This is a genomic window from Allobosea sp. CCNWLY174 (assembly GCF_037120455.1).
GTDB lineage: Bacteria > Pseudomonadota > Alphaproteobacteria > Rhizobiales > Beijerinckiaceae > Allobosea > Allobosea lupini.
The window spans coordinates 203,635-226,184 of the sequence record NZ_JBBBBQ010000002.1; the positions used below are offsets into that span (position 1 = coordinate 203,635).

Consider the following 22,550-nt stretch of genomic DNA (forward strand, 5'->3'; position numbering starts at 1 on the left):
CCGACAAATCAAGCAGCCGCGATTTGTCCGGTGGATTTCGGCGCGGCGAGGGCGGAATTGGGCCGGAACGCGGGACAGCGCCGCAAGGGCGCCATCACCGCCCGACGACGATGATTGGCCCTTGCTTGTGCCAGTGCGGTTTTCGCAACGTCAGGAGCAGCCTGCTGCCCTCAAGGCGTCGGCAGCGCCGGAATCATCTGCTCGTTGCCGTCGGAGTTCTTCTGCCGGGCGCGGTCATGCAGGAAAGCGACGACCTGCGCCATGGTGTTGGCGTTGCCGAGCGCATCCGTGGTGTTGTTCACGCTGATGTCGCCAAGGCCGACGGTGTGGAAATATTCGTGGGTGACGACGTCGCGCTGGAGATCGGCGTTCGAGGTGAACCAGGAGGTGCAGAGGTCGGTGTCCGGTGGCTTGCGGCGCGGTGTCGTCCAGGCGAAGGCCGGCCTGGGATCGACGCATTTGCCGCCGGCGCGCGCCGCATTGAGCGCTTTCGGCAAGGCGAGGTTCTGCTCGACCAGGTTGATGGCACTTGCCAGCGCGCTGCGGAAGGCCGGGTCCATTGCGTTCAGCGGCACCAGCAGCTTGCGCGAGATCACCGCGATGTCGCGCCGATAGTTCCGGCGTAGTTCGTTGAAAGCGTCCTCGCTGCCACCTGAATCCTCGAAATACTTGATCTGCCGCTGCAGCAGCCGCATCCGGTTCAGCGCGAAGCGCAGGGAGGAGCGGCTCGCGTCCCAGGCCGCGTCGATGAGCGTCGCATCGGTCGGTCCCGATGGCGGGGGCGGCGAAGGCGGGGTGAAGCCGGTCTTCTCGATGCGGTACTTGCCGCGGTAATAGGACGATTCGTACCAGGTATGGTCGTTGCCGCTGGTCAGCGGCCTTTGCCAGCTCTCGCGGGTGGTCGAGCCCTTCCACCAGATGTTGACCAGCTTGGAGCTGGCGGCCCAATTGCCGACGCCGCTCTCCATGCTGCCGAGGTCGCGCCAGGTTACGCCGCCGTCGCGCCGGAAATCATATTCCCAGACCCAGCCCTTGACCCGGACGGTCCAGGTTCCGATCAGTAAATCGAGATCGCCTGCCATCTGCCATCCCCATTCGCAGGCAAGTCGAGGCCGGCTGCTGGGGCCGCCTGTCCTTGCGCAAACCAAAGAACGCGTCGCCGGAAGACTGGAGCATAGACCCAGTCAGCGAGATAACGCCAACAGGATTTAGCCTCCGGCGCACCTTTCGGCAGTGGCTTTGTGTAAATCAGGGCAACTTTCGTTAGGGAAACACGGCGCCTGCATCCGCAGCGCTCACCCCCGCAGGCCCGGCGCCTCCTGGCCGGTACTGGCGACGTATTCGGTGTAGCCGCCGCCATAATTGTGGACGCCGTCCGGGGTCAGCTCGAGCACCCGGTTGGACAGCGCCGCCAGGAAATGGCGGTCGTGGCTGACGAACAGCATGGTGCCCTCATATTGCGCCAGCGCCGAGATCAGCATCTCCTTGGTGGCGATGTCCAAATGGTTGGTCGGCTCGTCGAGCACCAGGAAATTCGGCGGATCGTAAAGCATCTTGGCCATGACGAGGCGGGCCTTCTCGCCGCCGGAGAGGAAGCGGCAGCGCTTCTCGACATCGTCGCCCGAGAAGCCGAAGCAGCCGGCGAGCGCGCGCAGCGAGCCTTGCCCGGCCTGCGGGAACGAGCCTTCGAGCGATTCGAAGATGGTTTCGTCGCCGTCGAGCAGCTCCATGGCATGCTGGGCGAAATAGCCCATCTTGACGGTGCCGCCGACGACGACCGTGCCTTCGTTCGGCTGCGTGGCGCCGGCGACCAGCTTCAGCAGCGTCGACTTGCCGGCTCCGTTTACCCCCATCACGCACCAGCGCTCCTTGCGCCGGACCTGGAAGTCGAGCCCCTCATAGATCGTCTTGCTGCCATAGCGGACATGCACGTTCTTCAGGGTCGCGACATCCTCGCCGGAACGCGGCGCTGGCTGGAATTCGAACTGCACGGTCTGGCGGCGCTTGGGCGGCTCGACGCGCTCGATCTTGTCGAGCTTCTTGACCCGGCTCTGGACCTGTGCCGCATGCGAGGCGCGGGCCTTGAAGCGCTCGATGAAGGCGACCTCCTTGGCCAGCATCGCCTGCTGGCGCTCGAACTGCGCCTGCTGCTGCTTCTCGGCGAGCGCACGCTGCTGCTGGTAGAATTCGTAATCGCCGGAATAGCTGGTCAGCGTGCCACCATCGATCTCGACGATCTTGCCGACGATGCGGTTCATGAACTCGCGGTCGTGCGAGGTCATCAGCAGGGCGCCGTCATAGCCCTTGAGGAAGCTCTCCAGCCAGATCAGGCTCTCGATGTCGAGATGGTTGCTCGGCTCGTCGAGTAGCATCACGTCGGGCCGCATCAGCAGGATGCGGGCGAGCGCAACGCGCATTTTCCAGCCGCCGGACAGGGCGCCGACATCGCCCTCCATCATCTCCTGGCTGAAGCCGAGCCCGTCGAGCACCTCGCGCGCGCGGCCGTCGAGCGCATAGCCGTCGAGCTCCTCGAAGCGGCCCTGCACCTCGCCATAGCGGGTGATGAGCTCCTCCATCTCGTCGGCGCGGTCGGGATCGCCCAGCGCCGTCTCGAGCTCCTTCAGCTCGGCGGCGATGGCGCTGACAGGGCCGGCTCCGTCCATCACCTCGGAAACGGCGCTGCGGCCCTTCATGTCGCCGACATCCTGGCTGAAATAGCCGATGGTGGTGCCGCGATCGACGCTGACCTGGCCTTCGTCGGGCAGGTCCTCGCCGGTGATCAGCCGGAACAAGGTGGTCTTGCCGGCGCCGTTGGGGCCGACAAGGCCGACCTTCTCGCCCTTCTGCAGCGCTGCCGAGGCCTCGATGAAGATGATCTGCTGGCCGTTCTGCTTGCCGATGCTTTCGAGGCGAATCATGATGTCCGGGACGCTTGCGAGACTGGAGTTGCCGCGGACTTACAGGGTGGGCGGCGTGTGGGGAACCCTGTGGCGTCGCGTTAGTCCTTCGCGCTGCGCGCGACCATGGCGGTGATCGTCTCGAACAATTCCCGCTTCGCCTCGTCGGCACCGATCTCGCCGGTCGCCGCGGCATGCGACAGCGCTTCGGCGGCGCCGAGCATCGCGCGCAAGCCGGCGGTCGGGATCGTCCGTCCGTCGGCGAAGGGCGCCAGCAGAGCGCGGCAACGCTCGAGGAAGATCAGATCGCAATCGCGCTTCACCGCGGCGAGCTCGGGAGAGCCAGCGAGAGCCGCGACGACACCGGGGATCTCGCGCCCCTGCGTCAGGACGCAGTCGACATAGGACGAGGCGATCGCCCCTGCCTTGCCGGTGAGGGTGGCCTCGCTGCCGTCGAGCGCCGCCTCCATGATCGCGTATTCCCTGGCGTCGAAGTCGCGATAGAGCGCAATCAGCAGCCCGCTGCGGGTGGCGAAGTGGCTGTAGGCCACCGGCTTGGCCACACCGGCGCGCTCGGCGAGGCGGCCGAGCGTCAGGGCATCGGTGCCCTCTTCGCCAACGATCCGCCAGGCGGTCTCGATGAGCTGGCGCTGGCGATCCTCGCGGGTCAGGCGCTGACGGCGCGGCCGTTCGGGATCCAGGCTTGACATGTCTTATGTACCAAAAATAACTTACTAAAAGTATATAGCGATTGCGAGCCGATCGCAATCATCCCAGGAGATAGTCCATGCATGCCCTCGTCGTCGTCGCCCATCCCGATCCAAACTCTCTCAGCCATGCCGTAGCCCAGGCGCTGGCCGATGGCGTGTCCGGCTCCGGTCACAGCGTCGAGATCGCCGATCTCGCCAGGGAAGGCTTCGACCCGCGCTTCTCGCTGAACGATCTTGCCGTCCATCGCCGCGAGATTGCCCAGCCCGCCGACATCGCCGCCGAGCAGGCCAGGGTCGACCGGGCCGATGCGCTGGTGCTGGTCTACCCGATCTACTGGTGGTCGATGCCGGCGCTGATGAAAGGCTGGATCGACCGCGTCTTCGCCAATGGCTGGGCCTATGAGGAGCTCGAGGACATGAAGACGGTCAAGAAGCTCGAGCATCTGCCGGTCCATCTCGTCGCGCTCGCCGGCGCCGACATGCGCACCTTCGCCCGCCATGGCTATTACGGGGCGATGAAGACGCAGATCGACCATGGCATCTTCGGCTATTGCGGCGCGCCGGTCGTGACTTCAGAATTCCTGGTGCCGGTGCCGGACATGTCCGATCATCTCGTCACGGCGCGGGCGCTCGGCGGCAAGGTGTTCGGGGCGACTGCCTTGCAGTCGGAGCGGGCTGCCTGAAGCAAGTAGCCTTGACGAAATTGGCTCGCCGCCCCTTCTGTGGCGGCGATGACATCGACCTCGCTTCGCCTTCACCTCCGTGACCACACGCGCCAGGCCCATGAGGAGCTTGACCGGACCATCGGCCGGCTCGATAGCGCTGGTGCCTATCAGAGCTTTCTCAGGGCATCCTATGCGCATCGGCAACCGGTGGAGCACTATCTCGCCGGCGCCGACTGGCCGGCTTCGTTCGGCACTTGGCGCCCGACCGCGCTCGCGCCGCTGATCACGGCCGATCTTGCCGATATCGGCTCCAGGCCACCGGACATACGCCCCTTCCACCTGTCAAAAGACATAGCCTCGCTCGTCGGGGTCATCTACGTCCTTGAAGGCTCGGCCCTCGGGGCAAAGCTGATCAGGCGCATGGCAGGCGCCCTCGGCTACGACGAGAACCATGGCGCGCGCCATCTGGTGCGGCAGGAGCGGTTGGGATCCTGGCGGGATCTGCTCGCTATCATGGAACGTCTGGAGAGCATCGACCTGGCGGTGGCTGTACGCGCCGCCGAAACCACCTTCGAGCAGGCGGCCACCGCCATGCGGGAGAACGGATTCGGCCGATGAGCACAGTCGACCTGACCAATTGCGACCGGGAACCGATCCACATCCCCGGCAGCATCCAGCCGCATGGCTGCATGCTCGTCTGCGACGAGGAGGCGGTGGTCATCCGCCGCCATTCGCTCAATGCCGCCGACTTCCTCGGCTTGCCCGAGGGCAATCTGGTCGGGCGGCGGCTCGAAGAGGTTATGGGCGGCCAGCCGGTTCACGAATTGCGCAACGCGCTCGCGCGCTCGGGGACGCCGGCGCGGGCCGGCTTGATGCCGAAGATGGTCTTCTCGGCATCCGACCAGCCTTTCGATGTCAGCGTCCACCGCTTCAAAGGCAATGCCATCATCGAATTCGAGCGGTCGGCGCCAGACGGGACGAGCTCACCGCTCGAATTCGCGCGCACGCTGGTCGGGCGCCTGTCGAGCGCGTCCAACCCGCGCGACCTGATATCGAGCGCGGCCCGCCTGCTCCGGGCGGTGCTGCAGTACGATCGGGTGATGATCTATCGCTTCGCGGCCGACGGCTCCGGCCAGGTGGTGAGCGAGTCCAAGCGCGCCGATCTCGAAAGCTTCATGGGGCAGCACTTTCCGGCCTCCGACATTCCCAAGCAGGCGCGGCAGCTCTATCTGCTCAACCCGATCCGGCTGGTCTCCAATTCGAGCGGCGAGCGCTTCGCGATTGAGCCGGTGCTCGACGAGGGCGGCGAGCCGCTCGACCTGTCTTATGCGCATCTGCGCAGCGTCTCGCCGATCCATTGCGAATATCTGCGCAATATGGGTGTCGCCGCGTCGATGTCGGTGTCGATCATCGTCGACGGCGAGCTCTGGGGGCTGATTGCCTGCCACCATTACACGCCACGCTCGATGTCGATGAACCAGCGCATCGCGGCCGAGATCTTCGGCGAGTTCTTCGCGCTGCAACTCAGTGCCCTGACGCAGAAGCAGGCGCTGGAGGCGATCGACCGGGCACGCGCCTTTCTCGGCAATCTCCTGGCCTCGGCCTCGCACAGCACGGATGTCGCGGGCTTTCTGCGGGCGAACCTCGATCAGTTTCGGCAATTGCTGGCCTGCGACGGCATTGGGCTGCTGATGGAGGGACAGTGGTCGGCGATCGGTTCTGTGCCGCCTGAGGCGTTCGTGCCGGAGCTCGCCGGCCATGTCGGCATGATCGCGCCGGGGAGCGTCTGGAGCAGCGATTGCCTGAGCGCTTCGCTGCCGGACGCTGCCGCCTTCAGCGCCGACGTCTCCGGCGTGATCGCCGTGCCTCTCTCGCAATTGCCGCGCGATCATCTTTTCTTCTTCCGCCGCGAATTCGTGCAGACGATCGAATGGGGCGGCGATCCCAACAAGACCTACACCTCAGGCCCGCTCGGCGACCGGCTGACGCCGCGCCAGAGCTTCGCCGTCTGGAAGCAGACGGTGGAGAAGCGTTCGCGTCCGTGGACGCAGATCGAGCGCGAGCTGGCGGAATCGGCACGCAGCGCGCTCGTCGAAGTGGTGCTGCGCCAGGGCGAATTGCTGGCCGAGGAGCGCAAGAAGGCCGATCTGCGCCAGAAAATCCTCAACCAGGAGCTCAATCACCGGGTCAAGAACATCCTCTCGGTGATCAAGTCGATCATCTCCTATCCGCTCGGCGACGAAGTCGCGATCGCCGCTTATGTCGAGACGATCAAGGGCCGTATCGAAGCATTGTCGCTGGCGCATGACCAGGTCATGCGCAGTGCCGGCGGCGGCGCGCTCAGGGCGCTGATCGAGGCCGAGCTCAGCCCGTACAAGACGGCGCCCGGACGTCTGTCGATCGCCGGGCCCGAAGTCGCGCTCGACTCGCGCGCCTTCTCGGTGATGGCGCTGGTCATCCACGAGCTTGCGACCAACGCCGCGAAATACGGCGCGCTGTCGCGCGAGAGCGGACAGCTCTCCTTGAGCTGGGAGCGGGACGAGGATGGCAGCTGCTGTTTGCTCTGGTGCGAGCGCGGCGGCCCGCCTGTGAGTGCGCCGACGCGCGAGGGCTTCGGCAGCGTTCTGGTCTCGCGCAGCATTCCGTTCGATCTGGGTGGCAGCAGCGAGGTCTCGTACCTACCCGAAGGCGTCGAGGCGCGCCTCGCGATTCCGGCGGTGTTCGTGACCTGGCTTTCGACGCCGGCCGCTGAAGAGGCGCAGACCGAGCGCGGACCTGATGAGGCGCTCCTGGATGAAGGCGAGCCGCTGGCCGGCAAGACCGTGCTCCTCGTCGAAGATCAGTTCCTGATCGCGATGGAGGTCGAGGAAATGCTGCGAGGGCTCGGGGCAGGTGAGGTCATCTCCTGTGCGAGCGTGCGCGAGGCACTCGCCGCGATCGGGCGGCGCAAGCCGGAATGCGCCGTGCTCGATGTCAGCCTCGGCGCCGAAAACTCCGACGCGGTGGCGCAGCGCCTGCGCGAGCTCGAAGTGCCCTATATCTTCGCGACGGGCTATGATGCGGTACCGTCCCTGGAAGCTGGCGTACCGGCCCTGCGCAAGCCCTATACACGCGCGGCGCTGGCGAGCGCGCTCGCCGCCCTGAGCCGCGGCTGAGGATTAAGCGCGCCCGCGGACGCTCGCCTGGGGCTTGACGCGCATTTCCAGGAAGTTGCGCAGCTCCGTCACGCGCTTGACCGGATCGAGCACTTCCTCGTCCAGCCCAAGTCCCCAGGCGAGGTCCTTGCGGGTGGCGTCGGCGTCGAGCGCATCGAGATCGGCGATCCAGGCGGCCGCGGCGGCCTCGTCCTTGCGCAGGCCGCGCTCGATCAGGGTCCGGCTGTGCCGCCGCAGGATGGTGGCGATCAGGCGCAGGGAGAATTCCGGGTGGTACTGCACGCCCCAGAAGGTGCCGCCGTCCTGGCGAAACTCGGCGGCCTGGATCGGGCTCATCGCATTCGAGGCCAGGATGGTCGTGTCGCTGGGCGGGACGACGATGCTGTCGAAATGGATCGCCGGGGCATCGAACGCGGCAGGCCGGCCGGCGAGCAGTGGGTGGCGGACGCCGGTCTCGTTGACCGCGATGCGGCGGGCGAAGCCGATCTCGAGACCGTTAGGATTGAGCGCGACCGTGCCGCCGGCGGCGACGGCGCCGATCTGGATGCCCCAGCACGAGCCAAAGCAGGGCGTGCCGCTCTTGTAGATCGCTCGCATCAGCTCGATCTGCCGGGTCACGGCGGGCTCGGGGCTGTGGATATGCAATGAAGACCCGGTCAGGGCAATGCCATCATAGGCGGACAGGCCGGCGCCGTCGGGGAGGTTGGCGCCTTCGTCGGCAGGCAGGCAGATATCGGTGATCAGCGAAGGCTCGATGCGGCGCAGTTCCGCCGCATAGGCCTCCGACGGCGTCGCGCCGGCGTCGCGGATGTACTCCTCGCGCCCTTCGCGCTTGTAGCCGTCGACGACGAGGACGCGGAGCGGCTTGCGGCTGAACACGTTCATGAGGTCCTTGGCACGTTTGCGTGCGGCGACGGGCTGTATTGCGCCTCCTCTCATAGGAGAAGCGCTGTGTGCAAGGCTATGCAAGCGCTCCGCAGACATGAGGATCATGCGTCTTGCAGCCGGCAGCCTCCCTCCCGCAGCGTTTCTGGGCAAACGCCTATGTGCTGCTGACGCTGACCACGCTGATGTGGGCCGGCAATGCCGTGGCCAGCCGGCTCGCCGTTGGCGAGATCGCGCCGATGACGCTGACGGCGCTGCGCTGGGTCTTCGTCTGCACCGTCATGCCCTACCTGTTCCGCCGGGGCCTGCGAGAGCATTGGCCGGCGCTGAAGGTGAACTGGCTCAAGGTGATCCTGCTCGGCGCATTCGGCTTCACCGGCTTCAACACGCTGATGTACATCGCGGCCTATTCGACCACGGCGATCAATATCGGCATTCTGCAGGGCTCGATCCCGGTCTTCGTGCTGCTCGGTGCCTTTCTTGCCCTGCGCACGCCGATCGGCGGCCTGCAGGCGCTCGGCGTCACTGTGACGATCGTCGGCGTCCTGGTCACGGCGAGCCGAGGTGACTGGCACGTCCTCTCGCAGCTCAGTTTCGTACCGGGCGATCTGTGGATGATGATCGCCTGCATTTTCTATGCGGGATATACGGTCGGTATCCGCACGCGCCCGCCAATGCCCGGGCTGATCTTCTTCACTGCGATGGCGATCGTCGCATGCATGGTCTCGCTGCCGCTGCTCGGGGTCGAGATCGCGACCGGCAAGGCTTTCTGGCCGACGCCGAAGGGCTGGCTGATCCTGGCCTTTGTGGTGATCGGCCCCTCGATCCTGTCGCAGCTCTTCTTCATGCGCGCGATCGAGCTGATCGGACCCGGCCGTGCCGGCGTCTTCGTCAATCTCGTGCCGGTGTTCGCGCCATTGCTCGCCGTCGCGATCCTCGGCGAGCAGCTCGCGCTCTATCACGGACTCGCGCTGGCGCTGGTGCTGGGCGGCATCTTGATCGCCGAACGCAGGCCGCGCTGACATCGCCCCGGGGCCGCATCGACTGCCACGCGGGCATCGCGCATCTGCTGCCGACCATGACGGGATCGAGCCCGGCTGGAAGGATGCGCCGGGAGCTGCAGGGAAGGGCGCCTCCTGGCATGGGCCGGGGCGCGCCTTGAGCAGCTATCCTGCCCGGCTCGAAAGCCAGCCGAGACAAGACCGGGATAGCGACTATTGCGCTGTTCTGCGACGTCGAGGCTGCGCCGCCGGAGAGTCAGCGCGCGGCGCTGGCTTTCCCGACGGTGCGACGGGCGGCAGGTTTCTTCGTCGCCACTGGTTTCGCCGCCAATTGCTCGGCGGCGGTCTGTGCGTCTGCCGCCTCCTTGGCCAGACGCAATGCGCGCAGCCTCGCGGTCTTCTCGGCGACGGCCCGCCGCTCGGCCTGAACCGCCGCCATGGCGTTCTCGGCTTCCTGTCGCCGCTGCTCGGTCTTGGCGAAGTTCCGTTCCGCGCGAAGCTTGGCCTGCTCGGCGGTCAGTCCTTTTGTTGCCATGGCAGCGGCTCCTTTATGAGGATCAGGACGCGACGGCTGCCGGACGCGGCGGGCGGGCCGGACGCGGCTTCGGCTTGGGAGCGGGGAGCAGGCCTTCGCGCTGCGCCTGCTTGCGAGCGAGCTTGCGGGCGCGGCGGATCGCGTCGGCCTTCTCGCGAACGCGCCTCTCCGACGGCTTCTCGTAGGCCGAGCGCCGCTTCATCTCGCGAAACACGCCTTCGCGCTGCATCTTCTTTTTCAGGACGCGCAACGCCTGGTCGACATTGTTGTCGCGGACGAGAACCTGCATTCGGACTTACCTCTCGTGAAAGCATCTGGTCGAGGCGTCTGGTCGAAACGCCTTGGCCGAACATCTCTTGAAAACAAAAAGGGCCGGGTAGATCCCGACCCTTCCTGAGCTACCCCGCGTGGAGCGGGCCTGGCGCCAGTACATCCGTGGTCGCCGGCCGCTGATCTCTCACGCTGGACAGCGCGTCAGCTCACTCGGCGCGCAGATTGTCGGCCGACATCTTGCCCGAACGCTTGTCCTGGACGAGCTCGTACGAGATCTTCTGACCGTCGCGCAGATCGCGCAGGCCGGCGCGCTCGACGGCGCTGATGTGGACGAACACGTCCTGGCCGCCATCATCCGGCTGGATGAAGCCGAAACCCTTGGTGCCGTTGAACCATTTCACAGTACCGTTGGCCATAGTCATATTCCTTCTTGCGGTTGGCAATTCACGCGCAGCCGCATGCCACGCATGTTTTCGATTTGAGCAGGAAGGTCGTCAGCGGTGCGCAAAAATAGCGCGGGCCAATTCGTTCGGCCTAGATCGAGCACTACAAATGGGGGTTTGTCCTTCATTTGTCAATGCAACTTTCCCGTGTATGTCGGAAATGGCGTCGACAGAACGCCCCGGGGCTGAGCGACGAGGAGCCGGATTGGAGGCTCGCTGTTGCCGGTAGCCGCGGTCAACTGCGCGATACGGCCATCCGCGCGACTACGGACAGGGCGAATTCCACCAAATAGCTGTTGAGCGCCAACGAGGCTGCGGTGGCTGCGGACATGTCCCTCGCGGCGATCGCTCGCAGAATGGCCTGATGCAACAGCTTTCCGTGGGCGATCTCCTGCTGCTCATCCCTTACATGCATGATCCAGAAACGCCGGGAGAGGGTCTGCAGCGGGACCATCAGCGCTTCCAGATAAGGGTTACGGGCGGCCTGGATGATCAACGCATGTGTCTGGCGAACGGTCTGCGAGTAGTCGCGAAGATCGAACTCGCCATCCAGCGCTGACGACAGCGCCTCGATCTCGCGGATGTCTTTCGCCGAGGCCCGGCTGCAGGCGAGTTCGACCGCCAGGACCTCGACGACGCGACGCACTTCCAGCCCGCTGAGCTGGTCCTCGACAGAAATCGCCGGTATCTCGATGCCCTTGTTCGGGTGAATCTTCAGCATGTGATTGAGGGCGAGGCGCTGGATCGCCTCGCGAACCGGTGTCCGGCCGAGTCCGGTCAGATCCATCAGGCCGCGTTCGGACACCATCGAGCCCGGCTTGAGAGCGCCTTGCTCGATCAGGCTCTCGAGGGCGCCGAGCGCCTGCTCCGACTGGTTCATCCGGCCTTTCCATAGCGACGGCCGTGCCCGGTCAGGTACGGCGAATCCCAGGAATCTCGATAGCCGATTTCACGGGCTTTCCAAACCGTGATCCATCCGATATATCGGTGGGATATTATTTGAATGCCACCAGACAGCCGGGATGCGCCATGAAGTACTCTCCCCAGATCGAGCCGAGCCCGCTGCCCTATTCGCCGTTCAAGAGTTGTACCGTGCCGCGGCCGATCGGCTGGTTGTCGAGTGTCAGCGCGGCCGGCGTCGAGAACATCGCGCCTTACAGCCAGTGGCAGAATCTGACCTTCGACCCACCGATGGTAATGTTCTCGGCGAACCAGTACCCGGACGGGCGGCGCAAGGACACGGTGCTCAATGCCGAGGAAACCGGCTGGTTCGTTTGGAACATGGCGACCTACGATCTGCGCGAGGACGTCAATCTAAGCGCAATGGCGCTGCCGCCGCAGGAAAGCGAGTTCGATCGCCTGAGCGTGACCCGGGAGTATGCGGACAATGCGCGCATCCCGATGGTCCAAGAAAGCCCGGTCAAGTTCGAGTGCCGATATCTCAGCACGCACCGGATGAAGGGCAACTCGGCGGTCGGCACGATCGATATCGTCTTCGCCCAGGTCGAGACGATCCATATCGACGACAGGTTCATCACCGCGGATGGCAAGCTCGATATCGCAGCGATCAAGCCGATCGCCCGCCTCGGCTACTTTGACTACGCGGTGGTGAAGGAAACCTTCGAAATGCGCGTGCCGGGAGCGGACGCCGATGCCCGCTTCGGCCTCGAAGGGCGCGCCGCCAGCCGCTGACGCACCGCGCGCAACGTCGCGCCGGACACCAGCAAACATCAAATAAAAGAGGGGTCACCATGTCTGACATCGCTGCAACAGGCGAGCTTCGTCCTGCCGTATCCCGGCGAATGAAGGATCTCGTCGCCGTCAATTTCGGCAACACGCTGGAATGGTTCGATTGGGCGATCTACACGATCTTCGCGCCCTATTTTGCGCTCCAGTTCTTTCCGTCGGCCGACAAGTCGGCGGCCCTGCTCGCGGCCCTCGCCGTCTTCGCCGCCGGCTTCCTGACCCGCCCGCTCGGCGGCTTCCTGTTCGGGCTCTATGCCGACCGCGTCGGCCGCAAGAAAAGCCTGACGCTGGCGATGTTCATCACCGCCGGCGGCAGCCTGGTCATCGCCTGCGCGCCGACCTTCGCGACAGTCGGGCTTGCGGCCTCCGTCATCCTGCTCGTGGCGCGGCTCGCCCAAGGCATCGCGCATGGCGGCGAGATGGGTACATCCGTCACCTATCTGGTCGAGCGCGCGCCGCGACATCGGCGCGCTCTCTATGGCAGCACCTCCTGGATGAGCGTCGTGCTCGGGACCATGATCGCGACCGTCACCGGTCTTCTGCTCAATGCCAACCTCGATCGGCCGGCGCTGGAAAGCTGGGGCTGGCGTATTCCCTTTGCGCTTGGTGGATTGCTCGGCCTCTATGGACTTTATCTGCGGCGCAAACTCACCGAGACCGACAGTTTCGAGAAGGTTAAAGCGCAGCGCTCCGACACCGGGAGCGGGCTGAGGCCGCTCGTCCGGAATTGGCGTGGCGTTGCCGTCGTCTTCGGCCTTTCGGCTGGCGGCTCGATCATGTTCTACACTTGGCTGATCTACAGCCCGACCTTCGCGCAGATCAATCGCGGGCTCGACGCCAAATCGGCGTTGACCGCCAGCCTGATCGCGCAGGCGGTCTTCCTCGTCGCGATCCCGATCGTGGGCTGGCTCGCCGACCGCTTCGGGCGGCGCATCTTCATCATCCTGTTCGGGGTCGGTTTCATCGCCGCGACCTTCCAGCTCGACGCGCTCATCACCAACAGCTTCTCAGGCCTGCTGACGGCCATGATCTGCGCCTTGCTGATCCTGGCCTGCCTGTTCGGGGTCAACACAGCGGTGTGGGCCGAGGTCTTCCCGACCGAGGTCAGGGCAACCGGAGTAAGCGGGCCACTCTCGCTCGCGACCGCGATCTTCGGTGGCACCGCTCCTTATGTGAACACCTATCTCTCGCAAGCGGGCGAGCAGCGGCTGTTCCTGGTCTACCTGATGGTGGTTTCAGGGATCACCCTAATCACCGGCCTGCTCATTCCCGAGACCCGGACGCTTGACCTCGACCGGCCCGACACCGGCCGGCTGTCCAACTAGGCGGCGCCGCTTGAAGAAGTTCACGGGCGCACTGCGTGATTGGCTGCGCGCCCGTGATGAATTTGCGGCTTAGCGCAAGCTCTCCACCGCCAGCTTCGCGACCGCCTGATGCGCCGCCTCGCGCTCCTTCTCGCCGACCTGGGCGCCGGCGAGATAGACCGCGATGGCAAAGCGCCGCCCATCCGGCAGGGTGACAATGCCGATATCGTTGGTGGCGTGGTTGAGCCCGTCGGCGCTCGGCCCGAGGCCGGTCTTGTGGGCGAAGCGCGCGCCTTTCGGCAGGCCCGCCCTGATCCGGTTCGGGCCGGTCTTGGCCTCCAGCATGATCTTGTCGAGCAGCGCGGCGTTTGCCGGATCACGCAGCCAGTTGCCCCTGGCGAGGCCTTCGAGGAAGGCGATCGAGGCCTCGGGCGAGGCGGCGTCGCGCTTGTCGGTCAGCGTCGCCTGCAGCCGCTTCTTGCGCTCTGCGGCGGGTATAGCGCTGATGGCAGCGTAGAACTTGGCGGTGTCGATCTGCTGGTCCCAGCCATAGCCGGGCAGGCCGAGGATCTCCGGCTGGAAGACGCGCTCATAGCGATCGACCGAGATGCCGGTGACGCCGCCGTCCCTGAGCAGGGCCGTCAGCGCCTGCGGCCCGCCGATCAGGCGCAGCAAGAGGTCGGCGGCGGTGTTGTCGCTCTCGGCTGTCGAGCGCGTCAGAAGCTCGCGCAGCGGATAGTCGTTGCGCTCGCCCTTGAAGTCCTTGGCGAGCGGGCTGTGATAGAGCGAGAGGTCGTTGCGGGTGACGGTGATCTTCTGGTCGAGCTTGAACTTGCCAGCCTCGACCGCCTGCAGCACGCCGATCGCGAGCGGCAGCTTGAACACGCTCTGCAGCGGGAAGGGCTCGCCCCCGCGATAAGTCCAGCTCTTGCGATCCTTGAGGTCGATCAGACCGACGCCGATGCGGCCCTTCGTGCCCTGCTCGATGGTCTTGATGCCTGCATCGAGCTTGCCCTTGTCCCAGTCGGCGAAAGCGGGGGAGGCGGCGAGGAAGGCGAGGGCGGTTGTGGAGGCGAAGGCGAAGGCGCGGCGGGTCGGCATGAAAAATCCCCTGTGGTGGCGCCACAGGGGAGGGTGATTGCGGCGTGGGTAGGGCCACCACCGTCATGCTCGCCCTTGTGGCGAGCATCCACGCCTTGAACACCGCATGCGCCGCAGTGAAGCGAAGACGTGGATGGTCGGGACAAGCCCGACCATGACGAGATGACAAGGCCAGCCCTCAGAACTTCAGCCTTCTCGCCCGCTTGACCATCGGAATCTCGTGGATCTTGGCGAGCAATTCGTCCGAGACCGGCTCGTCGACGGCGACATAGCAGATCGCGTCGCCGCCCGGCTTGTCGCGGCCGAGATTGAAGGTCGCGACGTTGACGCCGGCGGCGCCGAGCAAGGAACCGAACTGGCCGATGAAGCCGGGCTTGTCGGCATTGCGGACATAGAGCATGTGCGGCGCGAACTCGGCATCGACCTGGATGTCGCGGATCTCGATGATGCGCGGCTTGCCGTCATGGAAGACCGTGCCCGAGGCATGGCGCGGCATGTCCTCGGCCTCGACGACGATGCGGATGACGCTTTCGAGATTGCCGGCGACCTCGCGGGTCAATTCCTCGACGACGATGCCCTTCTCCTTGGCGACCATGGCCGAGTTGACCATGTTGATCTCGGGCAGGAAGGGGCGCAGCACGCCGGTGATCGCCGCGGCCGAGATCGCCTTGAGATTCAGGCTCGCGACCGCGCCCTCGTACTCGATGCGGATGCCCTTGACCGGCGCCTCGGTGAGCTGGCCGAGGAAGGAGCCGAGTTTTTCCGCCAGGTCGACGAAGGGCTTGATCCGCGGCGCTTCCTCGGCCGAGATCGACGGGAAGTTCACCGCATTGGTGATCGCGCCCTTCAAAAGATAGTCGCTCATCTGCTCGGCGACCTGCAGGGCGACATTCTCCTGCGCCTCATTGGTCGAGGCGCCGAGATGCGGTGTGCAGACGACATTGTCGAGGCCGAACAGCGGGTTCTGCTCGGCCGGCTCGACCGAGAACACGTCGAAGGCGGCGCCGGCGACATGGCCGGACTTGATCAGCTCGGCCAGCGCGGCCTCGTCGACCAGCCCGCCGCGGGCGCAGTTGATGATGCGCACGCCCTTCTTGGTCTTGGCGAGGTTCTCGGACGAGAGGATGTTCCTGGTCTTCTCGGTCATCGGGACGTGCAGGGTGATGAAGTCGGCGCGCTTCAGCAGGTCCTCGAGTTCGACCTTCTCGACGCCGAGCTGCACCGCCCGCTCCGGCGAGAGATAGGGATCGAAGGCGATGACGCGCATCTTCAGGCCGATGCCGCGCTCGGCGACGATCGAGCCGATATTGCCGCAGCCGATCAGGCCGAGCGTCTTGGCGGTGATCTCGACGCCCATGAAGCGGTTCTTCTCCCACTTTCCGGCCTGGGTCGAGGCATCGGCCGAGGGGATCTGGCGGGCGAGCGCGAACATCATCGCGATGGCGTGCTCGGCGGTGGTGATCGAGTTGCCGAAGGGCGTGTTCATCACGATCACGCCGCGGCTGGTCGCGGCCGGGATCTCGACATTGTCGACGCCGATGCCGGCGCGGCCGATCACCTTCAGCTTCGTCGCGGCCTCCAGCAGCTTGGCGGTCGCCTTGGTCGCCGAGCGGATGGCGAGGCCGTCATAATCGCCGATCACGGCGGCGAGCTTGTCCTTGTCCTTGCCGAGGTTGGGATCGAAGGTCACGTCGATGCCGCGATCCCGAAAGATCTGGACGGCGGCGGGGGAGAGGGCGTCGGAGATGAGGACGCGGGGCTTGGTCATGGCAGCCTCCATTCCCCTCCCCCTTGTGGGGAGGGGTTAGGGGTGGGGGTGGAACGACTGGGTGCAGCCGAATGCGGAGAGGCGCGACGGCTCGATCGGCGTCGCGCAAAATGTCCGAGGGGCGAGCCCGCGTTTGCGACCCCCACCCCTGCCCCTCCCCGCAAGGGGGAGGGGTTAGGTCGCGCTTACGCCGCCTTCTTCAGCCCGGCCTTCGCCTCGTTGAAGGCGTACGCGATCCACGGCAGCAGCGCCTTAAGGTCGCGGCTCTGCACGGTCGCGCCGCACCAGATGCGCAGGCCGGGAGGGGCGTCGCGGTAATGGCCGAGATCGTAGCCGGCGCCGGCCTTCTCGATGATCGAGACCACCTGCTTGGCGAAGGCCGCCTGCGCATCCGCCGGCAGCGCCGTCACCGCCGGGTCGGTGAACTTCAGGCACACCGAGGTGTTCGAGCGCGTCTTCGGCTTGACCGCGAGGAAGTCGATCCAGTCGTTCTCGCGCACGAACTTGGCGATGACGCGGGCATTGCCGTCGGCGCGCTTCACCAGCCCCTCTAACCCGCCGACCTTCTTGGCCCAGTTGAGCGCATCGAGATAATCCTCGACCGCGAGCATGGACGGGGTGTTGATCGTCTCGCCGGCGAAGATGCCTTCGGAGAGCTTGCCGCCCGAGGTCATGCGGAAGATCTTCGGCAGCGGCCAGGCCGGCTTGTAGGTCAGGAGCCGCTCGACCGCGCGGGGCGAGAGCACGATCATGCCATGCGCGGCCTCGCCGCCGAGCACCTTCTGCCAGGAGAAGGTGACGACATCGAGCTTGGGCCAGTCGAGGCGCTGCGCGAAGGCGGCCGAGGTCGCGTCGCAGATCGTCAGCCCCTCGCGGTCGTCGGCGATCCAGCTGGCGTCGACGACGCGCACGCCCGAGGTCGTGCCGTTCCAGGTGAAGACGACGTCGCGGGTCTTCGTGTCGACCTTCTTCAGGTTCGGCAACTCGCCATAGGGGGCGGTGAAGGTGCGCACATCCGCCAGCTTGAGCTGCTTGGCGACATCGGTGACCCAGCCCTCGCCAAAACTTTCCCAGGCGACCATGTCGACGCCGCGGGCGCCGAGCAGCGACCACATCGCCATCTCGACGGCGCCGGTGTCGGAGGCCGGCACGATGCCGATGCGGTAATCGGCCGGGATCTGCAGCACCTCGCGCGTCAGGTCGATCGCGAGCTTGAGCTTGTCCTTGCCGATCTTGGCGCGGTGCGAGCGGCCGAGCGCCGCGTCGGAGAGGGTCTTGAGGGTCCAGCCGGGGCGCTTGGCGCAGGGGCCGGACGAGAAATGCGGCACGCGCGGGCGCGCGGCCGGAATCGTATTCGCCATCGATGTCTCCATCCTTGCAGATGGGCGCGCCGCGTTGGGGCGGCGTGTCCCGTCGATGGGGGTAGGATGGGACGGGGAGGGGAGTCAAGCTAATGCAGCAGTTGTAGCGCGAACTTTCAAATGGCATTGAGCGAACAATCAAATGGCAACAGATCGTCTTTTGCTCTCTTGCTGGAGGAAGTAGGCGGTTATGATGCGAAGTGGTTTGCCGTAGGCGAGTATCTTCCGACAGATCCGATTTTGCTCAATTCGAACCCCATCAGACGGAATTCGATAATTCGCTCTGTCGGGCCCAGGACGGTTTCCATTCCTTCGGGCGTTTTGCGCCAAAATGATGCCAGACTTGGGTGCAGTTCGACTCCGTCGACTGCTGCGAGCGCCGCCTGCTGATAACCTCCGACGCTCGGTACGGCTGGGTTGTCCATAACTGCCTGCAGAATCTTTGAGGGAACCAACACCTCATTGGGGGCGGCGCGCGCAAAAATATCGCGGACTTGATCCACTCCAGCCCCGAGAAGCATCATGCGATGGATTGAGAAATCGATCTCCGCTGAAGTGCATTGGGCATTTCCGTCATCTCCAATTCGAAAATCCAAGACGAAAGCACGGGAAGGGGAACTCGGACCGTCTCGTCCGAACACAACCGCTTCGAAACAAAAGTCGTAGGCTTTCCATTTACGGAAATCGTCGATCGCGAGTACCCCGCATCGCTCGTAGAGGTTCGCGACGTCCTGGACGGTCGGCCCATCGTCGAAATCTTCAGCTGCCAAGTTTTGGAGGCAGGTGGATGCCAAAGCGTTTGTGACCAAGCCACTAGGGGTGGCTCCAGCAAAAGCGAAACCCATGCTAGGCAGGCGGCGTTTTCTCCCATCTCGCGCTCTGTTCAGCACAGGTGTCGATGCGAAAATCTTTGGACCAGAGATCGAAACCGTGTCGCCCCCGTTGCCGAAACGACTGTCCGCGATGACCCCGATGCCTTTTGTAGTTTTCCAGATCACTACGAGTGTCATTAGCCTGGTCCATTGTTAGCGGGGAGAGTCGGCCTCAGCGTGCCGATCAGAAAAGCGCCCCCTGTTTCGGGGGCTCCAGAGGCGGCTGGGGTTCCCCCCGGCTCGACGGAATGGTGAACGGCTGGCTGAAGGCGTAGATCTCGCCCCAGGTGTAGGCTTTCGCTCAACAGTCCGCATATGCAGGACTTCCTACTGACCGAGGCGGGCCAGAACCTGTTTTACAAAGGACCGTGCAGCGGAGAGTTTAGGATCAATTGCGAGATCCATTTGAAGCACTTCTTCTACCCACCGATTGCCATGCGCTGTGGTGTTCCGAAAAAAGCCCTCCATTTCTCCGCAGGGAACAACGAATACGCCGATGTGTGCCAAAGCCGCCAAGAGCCGCTCCGCCGCCAGGGTCGGCTCGCCTTTTGGAACATTGGCAACCCCGCCGTCTTTAACGGTGTCCCAAGGTGAAGCGTTGCGTGTCATTTTCTTGATTCGAGCGAGTATCTCGCGGGCGACGGCACCACTTAGTGGAAGCTGATCAGCCACGTTGCGTAGCTCCCGGGCGAATGCGGGGGCCGTGAGATGAACTCCGCGCTGTTCAACAGCGTCCTTCACTAAGACCCAATCGGCGGCGTAGTCGGTCCAGGCGCCTCCGCTCGCTTCGACGATCCGTCGCAATGGCTGCTCATTGTTCAGCACGTCGCAATCAACGATAGTCGAGACCGGTACTCCCAACCCCGCCAAAGCGGCAATTACGACGGGGAGCCGGTCTTTGCCGCCGCTATATGTATAATGAACATCTGGCCGGTCTGTCGCAGGAATAGAATTATCGACCAATGCCTCATAAAATCGGCAGTCCGCCTCTGCTTCGCAAATGACAACGCCATCATGAAATAGGCCGTCGAGACACTTGCTGAAGCGAAGTATCGGATCGCGCCACAGTGCCGCAACCCGATCTGCCGGAAGGTGCCTGACTGTTATTTTATTGTTCGAACGCGCCAGTCGGACCACGTCTGTCGTTCCAAAGCGAGCCGAGAGTAGGCCTTGGAGCACGTCTGTGCTGTGAGTGGCGACGATGGTCTGCATCGCCCGATCAGCAGGAGCGATGTGCTTTCCGAGAAGCTTCGCCTGCGGCGGATGCAAGAACGCTTCGGGTTCATCGATCAGGATGATCGCGCTATTTTCAGTAATTGTTCGGGAAACAATCGAGGCGTAAGCCCTTATGCCATCACCTTGGCTTTCCAGAGGGGCGAGCGCTTCGACCCTATCAAGGTAGGCAAGCGAGTTGAACTCCTCGCTTGGTTGACGTTGCGGGCGATCGCCCACGTAGACGGGGATTGTTTTCGAATTTGCTCGGTGGACTACGAGTTCCTGCTTAAAGGCTTCCTTGAAGGCATCAGAAACACGCCGCTCAAGCGCTGGATCGCGAAACATTTTTTGAAAAGGATGCCCAGGGCTTGTTTGAGCCCGGGCGTCGAACGTCGGTGGTGGGCTACACTCGGCCTGACGGCCTTCGGGCACCAAATATGTGACGATGTGAGCGGCGAGACCAGGTCCTAATGACGCACCATTCACCTCTCGCAAGCGTTTGATAGTCCCATATGTCACTTCATGAAAATTAAAATCTATCGAGCCATCCGGCTGTTTGTACTCGGAGAAAATTGCATCAATCTCGTGGTCGGCCTGATGCCAGTCGACCTGAATGGAGCTGACGGGCGACCGCTCGCCGGGGTTACCGCGCAGGCGACGAAACAGATCTCGCAAGCAAGAGCTCTTACCTGTGTTGTTGGGGCCGATTATCGCGAGGACGCCGGACTTCGGCAAAGATACTTTTGAGCCATCGACAAACGATATGCTGCCAATGCCGACCTCAAGTTGTTGTAGAGCTTGAAGTAAAGGATGTGTCACTGTCGCTCCTTGGAAATCACCACTTCCCGCACCCGCTTCGTGTGCTCCGCTCCGCCCGCCTGGTAGCTGAGCTCGACCGTTTCGATCGAGGCCCAGGCGAAGATCTCGCGCACCTCAGGCACGTCATTCAGCGAGAGGATGAAGCGGCCTTCAACCTGCTGTAAAGCGGCGCTGAGCTCAGTGAACTGCTCGCGGCCGAATAATCCACGGCCATAAAAGTGCTCGGTGTTTCAACGGTATGCCGCCGCGGTGGCAATCATTCCCCTACCTGACGGGAATAGACCGCAAACTTATCCCCGCCCTCCGAACCTCCCGTATACTCCGCCGCATCCCATCCCCGAGGGGCGGCCGACTGGAGGCATGTCGTTTGGCAGGGTGGGTGCGGCGCCTGCGGGCGAGGGTTGCGCCTCGCTCCCGGGAGGCTTCGGGAACCGACCTGGGGACACTACGATCCCTGCGCGAGGAGCTCGCTAGACCGCGCTGGCTCACGCTGGCGCGACAGAAGCGCGGCCCGGAGCTTTCAAATCGCCGCCTGGCGGAGCGCCACGGGGCGTGCGGATGGTGGCTCAACCCATCCGCGCCGCTTCCGTAGCTCACGGAAGCGGATCACCACCCAGCGCCTCGCGGCGCTCCGCTGCCCCTCAGATACGACAACGCCCGCAGGGGGAGCCTGCGGGCGGGGAAAAGCTTGGGCGCGGGAGGCGCGACGCGCACCTTCTCCCCTCGGGGGAGAAGGTGGCAGCGCGAAGCGCTGACGGATGAGGGAAGTCCAGCCCGACGCTCAGACGCTCACCCGGTCGTGCCGCCCTCATCCCCTGCCGGACCTTCTCCCCCGAGGGGAGAAGGGGGCTAATCGGAGGACACCCATGCCCCGTAATCCCGACCATCGCGGCGCGACGAAAGAGGAATTCGAGCGCTTCCAGCGCGAGCGGCCGATCATGCTCCGCCAGTTCGCGACATTGCTGCAGTGCTGGCGCTTCTGCGGCCGCAAGGATTGCCGGCGGGCCAAGGCCTGTAGCGGGCCCGATAGCCTGCAATGCTCGGGCGAATTCATGCAGGCCCTCTCCGACGAGATGCGCGCGACCTTTCACGAGGCGATCCGCCTGCGCGGCCAGGGCGTCGAGGGCAGGGAGGCCTGGTACGAGGCCGAGCGGCGCATCGCCAGGCACAAGGCGCAGCTCGAGGCGATTCCGCTGCAGGGCGAGGGGTAGAAGGCGAGGCGCGAACCCCTCCCCCGCGTCGAAGTCGGGTCTACCCGACTTCGACCACTCTGAGTGCTGATCTCGGGCAGGCCCGAGATCAGTGGGGATGGGCAGGGGTGGGGGTCGCAAAGCTGGAGCGATCTCTCGAACAAGACAGTGCTGTCGCCGCTGCCACCCGTCTTTCCGGCGAGCGATCGCCAGGCGGCACCACCCCCATCCCCGACCCTTCCCCACAAGGGGGAAGGGAGTTTGCGTCGAGGTTCCGCGCTCTTTGCCGGCAGGCTGCTATAAGCTCGCCTCAGACCCGATTCACCGGAAGCCCGACGCCATGGCCAGGAAGACACCCGAACAGCTCACCAAGGAATTCGAGGGCCGCAAGGCCAAGGGGCTGGCCAAGGGCGGCGCGGCCTATTGGCCGAACGTGCTGTCGAATGCGGTGCTGAAGCTCGTCGCCAGCGGGGCTGAGTTCAGCGTCGCGGCGCTGGCCGAGCGCGTCGCGGCCGAGGGGCAGGTGACGGACCCGGCGGTCAAGGCCGGCGCCGAGGAAGCGCTGGCGCGGCTGAAGCAGGCGGCGGCAAGGGCGGCGGAGTAGGCAAGG

21 protein-coding genes are annotated in these 22,550 nt (G+C 64.6%); 8 read left to right on the forward strand and 13 right to left on the reverse strand.

The window, feature by feature from the left end; genetic code table 11:
• Positions 1-170: 170 nt before the first annotated feature.
• The 3 genes from V7S63_RS07765 to V7S63_RS07775 form a co-directional block, all read right to left on the reverse strand.
• Positions 171-1,082 carry a hypothetical protein gene (locus V7S63_RS07765; protein WP_336529795.1) on the reverse strand — a complete coding sequence of 304 codons (912 nt, stop codon included), beginning with the start codon at positions 1,080-1,082 and terminating at the stop codon, positions 171-173.
• A gap of 213 nt (positions 1,083-1,295) precedes the next feature.
• Positions 1,296-2,918, reverse strand: coding sequence for an ABC-F family ATP-binding cassette domain-containing protein (locus tag V7S63_RS07770; protein WP_336529796.1), 1,623 nt, complete (start codon positions 2,916-2,918; stop codon positions 1,296-1,298).
• An 80-nt stretch (positions 2,919-2,998) separates the two neighbouring features.
• The gene (locus V7S63_RS07775; protein ID WP_336529797.1) at positions 2,999-3,607 is read right to left on the reverse strand and encodes a TetR/AcrR family transcriptional regulator; all 609 of its coding nucleotides are present in this window, start codon (positions 3,605-3,607) and stop codon (positions 2,999-3,001) included.
• Positions 3,608-3,684: 77 nt separating this feature from the next.
• Between V7S63_RS07775 and V7S63_RS07780 the strand changes: the two genes are divergently transcribed.
• The 3 genes from V7S63_RS07780 to V7S63_RS07790 are packed head-to-tail and all read left to right on the forward strand — an operon-like array spanning position 3,685 to position 7,427.
• On the forward strand, positions 3,685-4,290 hold the full coding sequence (locus tag V7S63_RS07780; protein ID WP_336529798.1) for an NAD(P)H-dependent oxidoreductase: 606 nt from the start codon (positions 3,685-3,687) through the stop codon (positions 4,288-4,290).
• Positions 4,291-4,338: 48 nt separating this feature from the next.
• The gene (locus V7S63_RS07785; protein WP_100959574.1) at positions 4,339-4,890 is read left to right on the forward strand and encodes a biliverdin-producing heme oxygenase; all 552 of its coding nucleotides are present in this window, start codon (positions 4,339-4,341) and stop codon (positions 4,888-4,890) included.
• On the forward strand, positions 4,887-7,427 hold the full coding sequence (locus V7S63_RS07790) for an HWE histidine kinase domain-containing protein (RefSeq protein ID WP_336529799.1): 2,541 nt from the start codon (positions 4,887-4,889) through the stop codon (positions 7,425-7,427). Before V7S63_RS07785 ends, V7S63_RS07790 begins: the two co-directional genes overlap by 4 nt.
• A gap of 3 nt (positions 7,428-7,430) precedes the next feature.
• Here V7S63_RS07790 and V7S63_RS07795 read toward each other — a convergent pair whose 3' ends face one another.
• Entirely contained in the window at positions 7,431-8,312 is an 882-nt protein-coding gene (locus V7S63_RS07795) for a type 1 glutamine amidotransferase (RefSeq protein ID WP_336529800.1), read from the reverse strand.
• Between the two features lie 113 nt (positions 8,313-8,425).
• On the opposite strand from V7S63_RS07795, the gene V7S63_RS07800 reads away from it, so the two are divergent.
• Positions 8,426-9,334 carry a DMT family transporter gene (locus V7S63_RS07800; RefSeq protein WP_248307361.1) on the forward strand — a complete coding sequence of 303 codons (909 nt, stop codon included), beginning with the start codon at positions 8,426-8,428 and terminating at the stop codon, positions 9,332-9,334.
• Positions 9,335-9,569: 235 nt separating this feature from the next.
• Here V7S63_RS07800 and V7S63_RS07805 read toward each other — a convergent pair whose 3' ends face one another.
• From V7S63_RS07805 to V7S63_RS07820, 4 genes are all read right to left on the reverse strand, one after another.
• Positions 9,570-9,848 (reverse strand): hypothetical protein, encoded by a 279-nt coding sequence (locus tag V7S63_RS07805; RefSeq protein ID WP_091836189.1) that lies wholly within the window; start codon positions 9,846-9,848, stop codon positions 9,570-9,572.
• A gap of 22 nt (positions 9,849-9,870) precedes the next feature.
• Positions 9,871-10,137: a 30S ribosomal protein S21 gene (gene rpsU / locus V7S63_RS07810; protein WP_091836186.1), complete on the reverse strand. Its 267-nt coding sequence runs from the start codon at positions 10,135-10,137 to the stop codon at positions 9,871-9,873.
• Positions 10,138-10,327: 190 nt separating this feature from the next.
• On the reverse strand, positions 10,328-10,537 hold the full coding sequence (locus V7S63_RS07815; protein WP_091836184.1) for a cold-shock protein: 210 nt from the start codon (positions 10,535-10,537) through the stop codon (positions 10,328-10,330).
• Between the two features lie 262 nt (positions 10,538-10,799).
• Positions 10,800-11,444 (reverse strand): GntR family transcriptional regulator, encoded by a 645-nt coding sequence (locus V7S63_RS07820; protein ID WP_100959571.1) that lies wholly within the window; start codon positions 11,442-11,444, stop codon positions 10,800-10,802.
• Positions 11,445-11,593: 149 nt separating this feature from the next.
• Here V7S63_RS07820 and V7S63_RS07825 point away from each other — a divergent pair, with 149 nt between their 5' ends.
• Together V7S63_RS07825 and V7S63_RS07830 are read left to right on the forward strand one after the other, a co-directional pair.
• A complete protein-coding gene (locus V7S63_RS07825; RefSeq protein WP_336529801.1) occupies positions 11,594-12,256 on the forward strand; it encodes a flavin reductase family protein in 663 nt (220 codons plus the stop codon).
• A gap of 59 nt (positions 12,257-12,315) precedes the next feature.
• Complete coding sequence (locus V7S63_RS07830; protein ID WP_336529802.1) at positions 12,316-13,635, forward strand: MFS transporter; 1,320 nt, start codon at positions 12,316-12,318, stop codon at positions 13,633-13,635.
• 69 nt (positions 13,636-13,704) lie between these two features.
• Here V7S63_RS07830 and bla read toward each other — a convergent pair whose 3' ends face one another.
• From bla to V7S63_RS07855, 5 genes are all read right to left on the reverse strand, one after another.
• Positions 13,705-14,715, reverse strand: coding sequence for a class A beta-lactamase (gene bla / locus V7S63_RS07835; protein ID WP_336529803.1), 1,011 nt, complete (start codon positions 14,713-14,715; stop codon positions 13,705-13,707).
• A 178-nt stretch (positions 14,716-14,893) separates the two neighbouring features.
• Positions 14,894-16,483, reverse strand: coding sequence for a phosphoglycerate dehydrogenase (gene serA / locus V7S63_RS07840; RefSeq protein WP_336529804.1), 1,590 nt, complete (start codon positions 16,481-16,483; stop codon positions 14,894-14,896).
• Between the two features lie 185 nt (positions 16,484-16,668).
• Positions 16,669-17,844, reverse strand: a complete 1,176-nt coding sequence (locus tag V7S63_RS07845; RefSeq protein WP_336529805.1) for a phosphoserine transaminase — start codon at positions 17,842-17,844, stop codon at positions 16,669-16,671.
• Positions 17,845-18,032: 188 nt separating this feature from the next.
• The gene (locus V7S63_RS07850) at positions 18,033-18,854 is read right to left on the reverse strand and encodes a hypothetical protein (protein ID WP_336529806.1); all 822 of its coding nucleotides are present in this window, start codon (positions 18,852-18,854) and stop codon (positions 18,033-18,035) included.
• Between the two features lie 189 nt (positions 18,855-19,043).
• The gene (locus tag V7S63_RS07855; RefSeq protein ID WP_336529807.1) at positions 19,044-20,750 is read right to left on the reverse strand and encodes an ATP-dependent nuclease; all 1,707 of its coding nucleotides are present in this window, start codon (positions 20,748-20,750) and stop codon (positions 19,044-19,046) included.
• Between the two features lie 866 nt (positions 20,751-21,616).
• Here V7S63_RS07855 and V7S63_RS07860 point away from each other — a divergent pair.
• Together V7S63_RS07860 and V7S63_RS07865 are read left to right on the forward strand one after the other, a co-directional pair.
• Complete coding sequence (locus V7S63_RS07860; protein ID WP_336529808.1) at positions 21,617-21,961, forward strand: hypothetical protein; 345 nt, start codon at positions 21,617-21,619, stop codon at positions 21,959-21,961.
• Between the two features lie 319 nt (positions 21,962-22,280).
• Positions 22,281-22,544 (forward strand): hypothetical protein, encoded by a 264-nt coding sequence (locus V7S63_RS07865; RefSeq protein WP_100959565.1) that lies wholly within the window; start codon positions 22,281-22,283, stop codon positions 22,542-22,544.
• Positions 22,545-22,550: the final 6 nt, after the last annotated feature.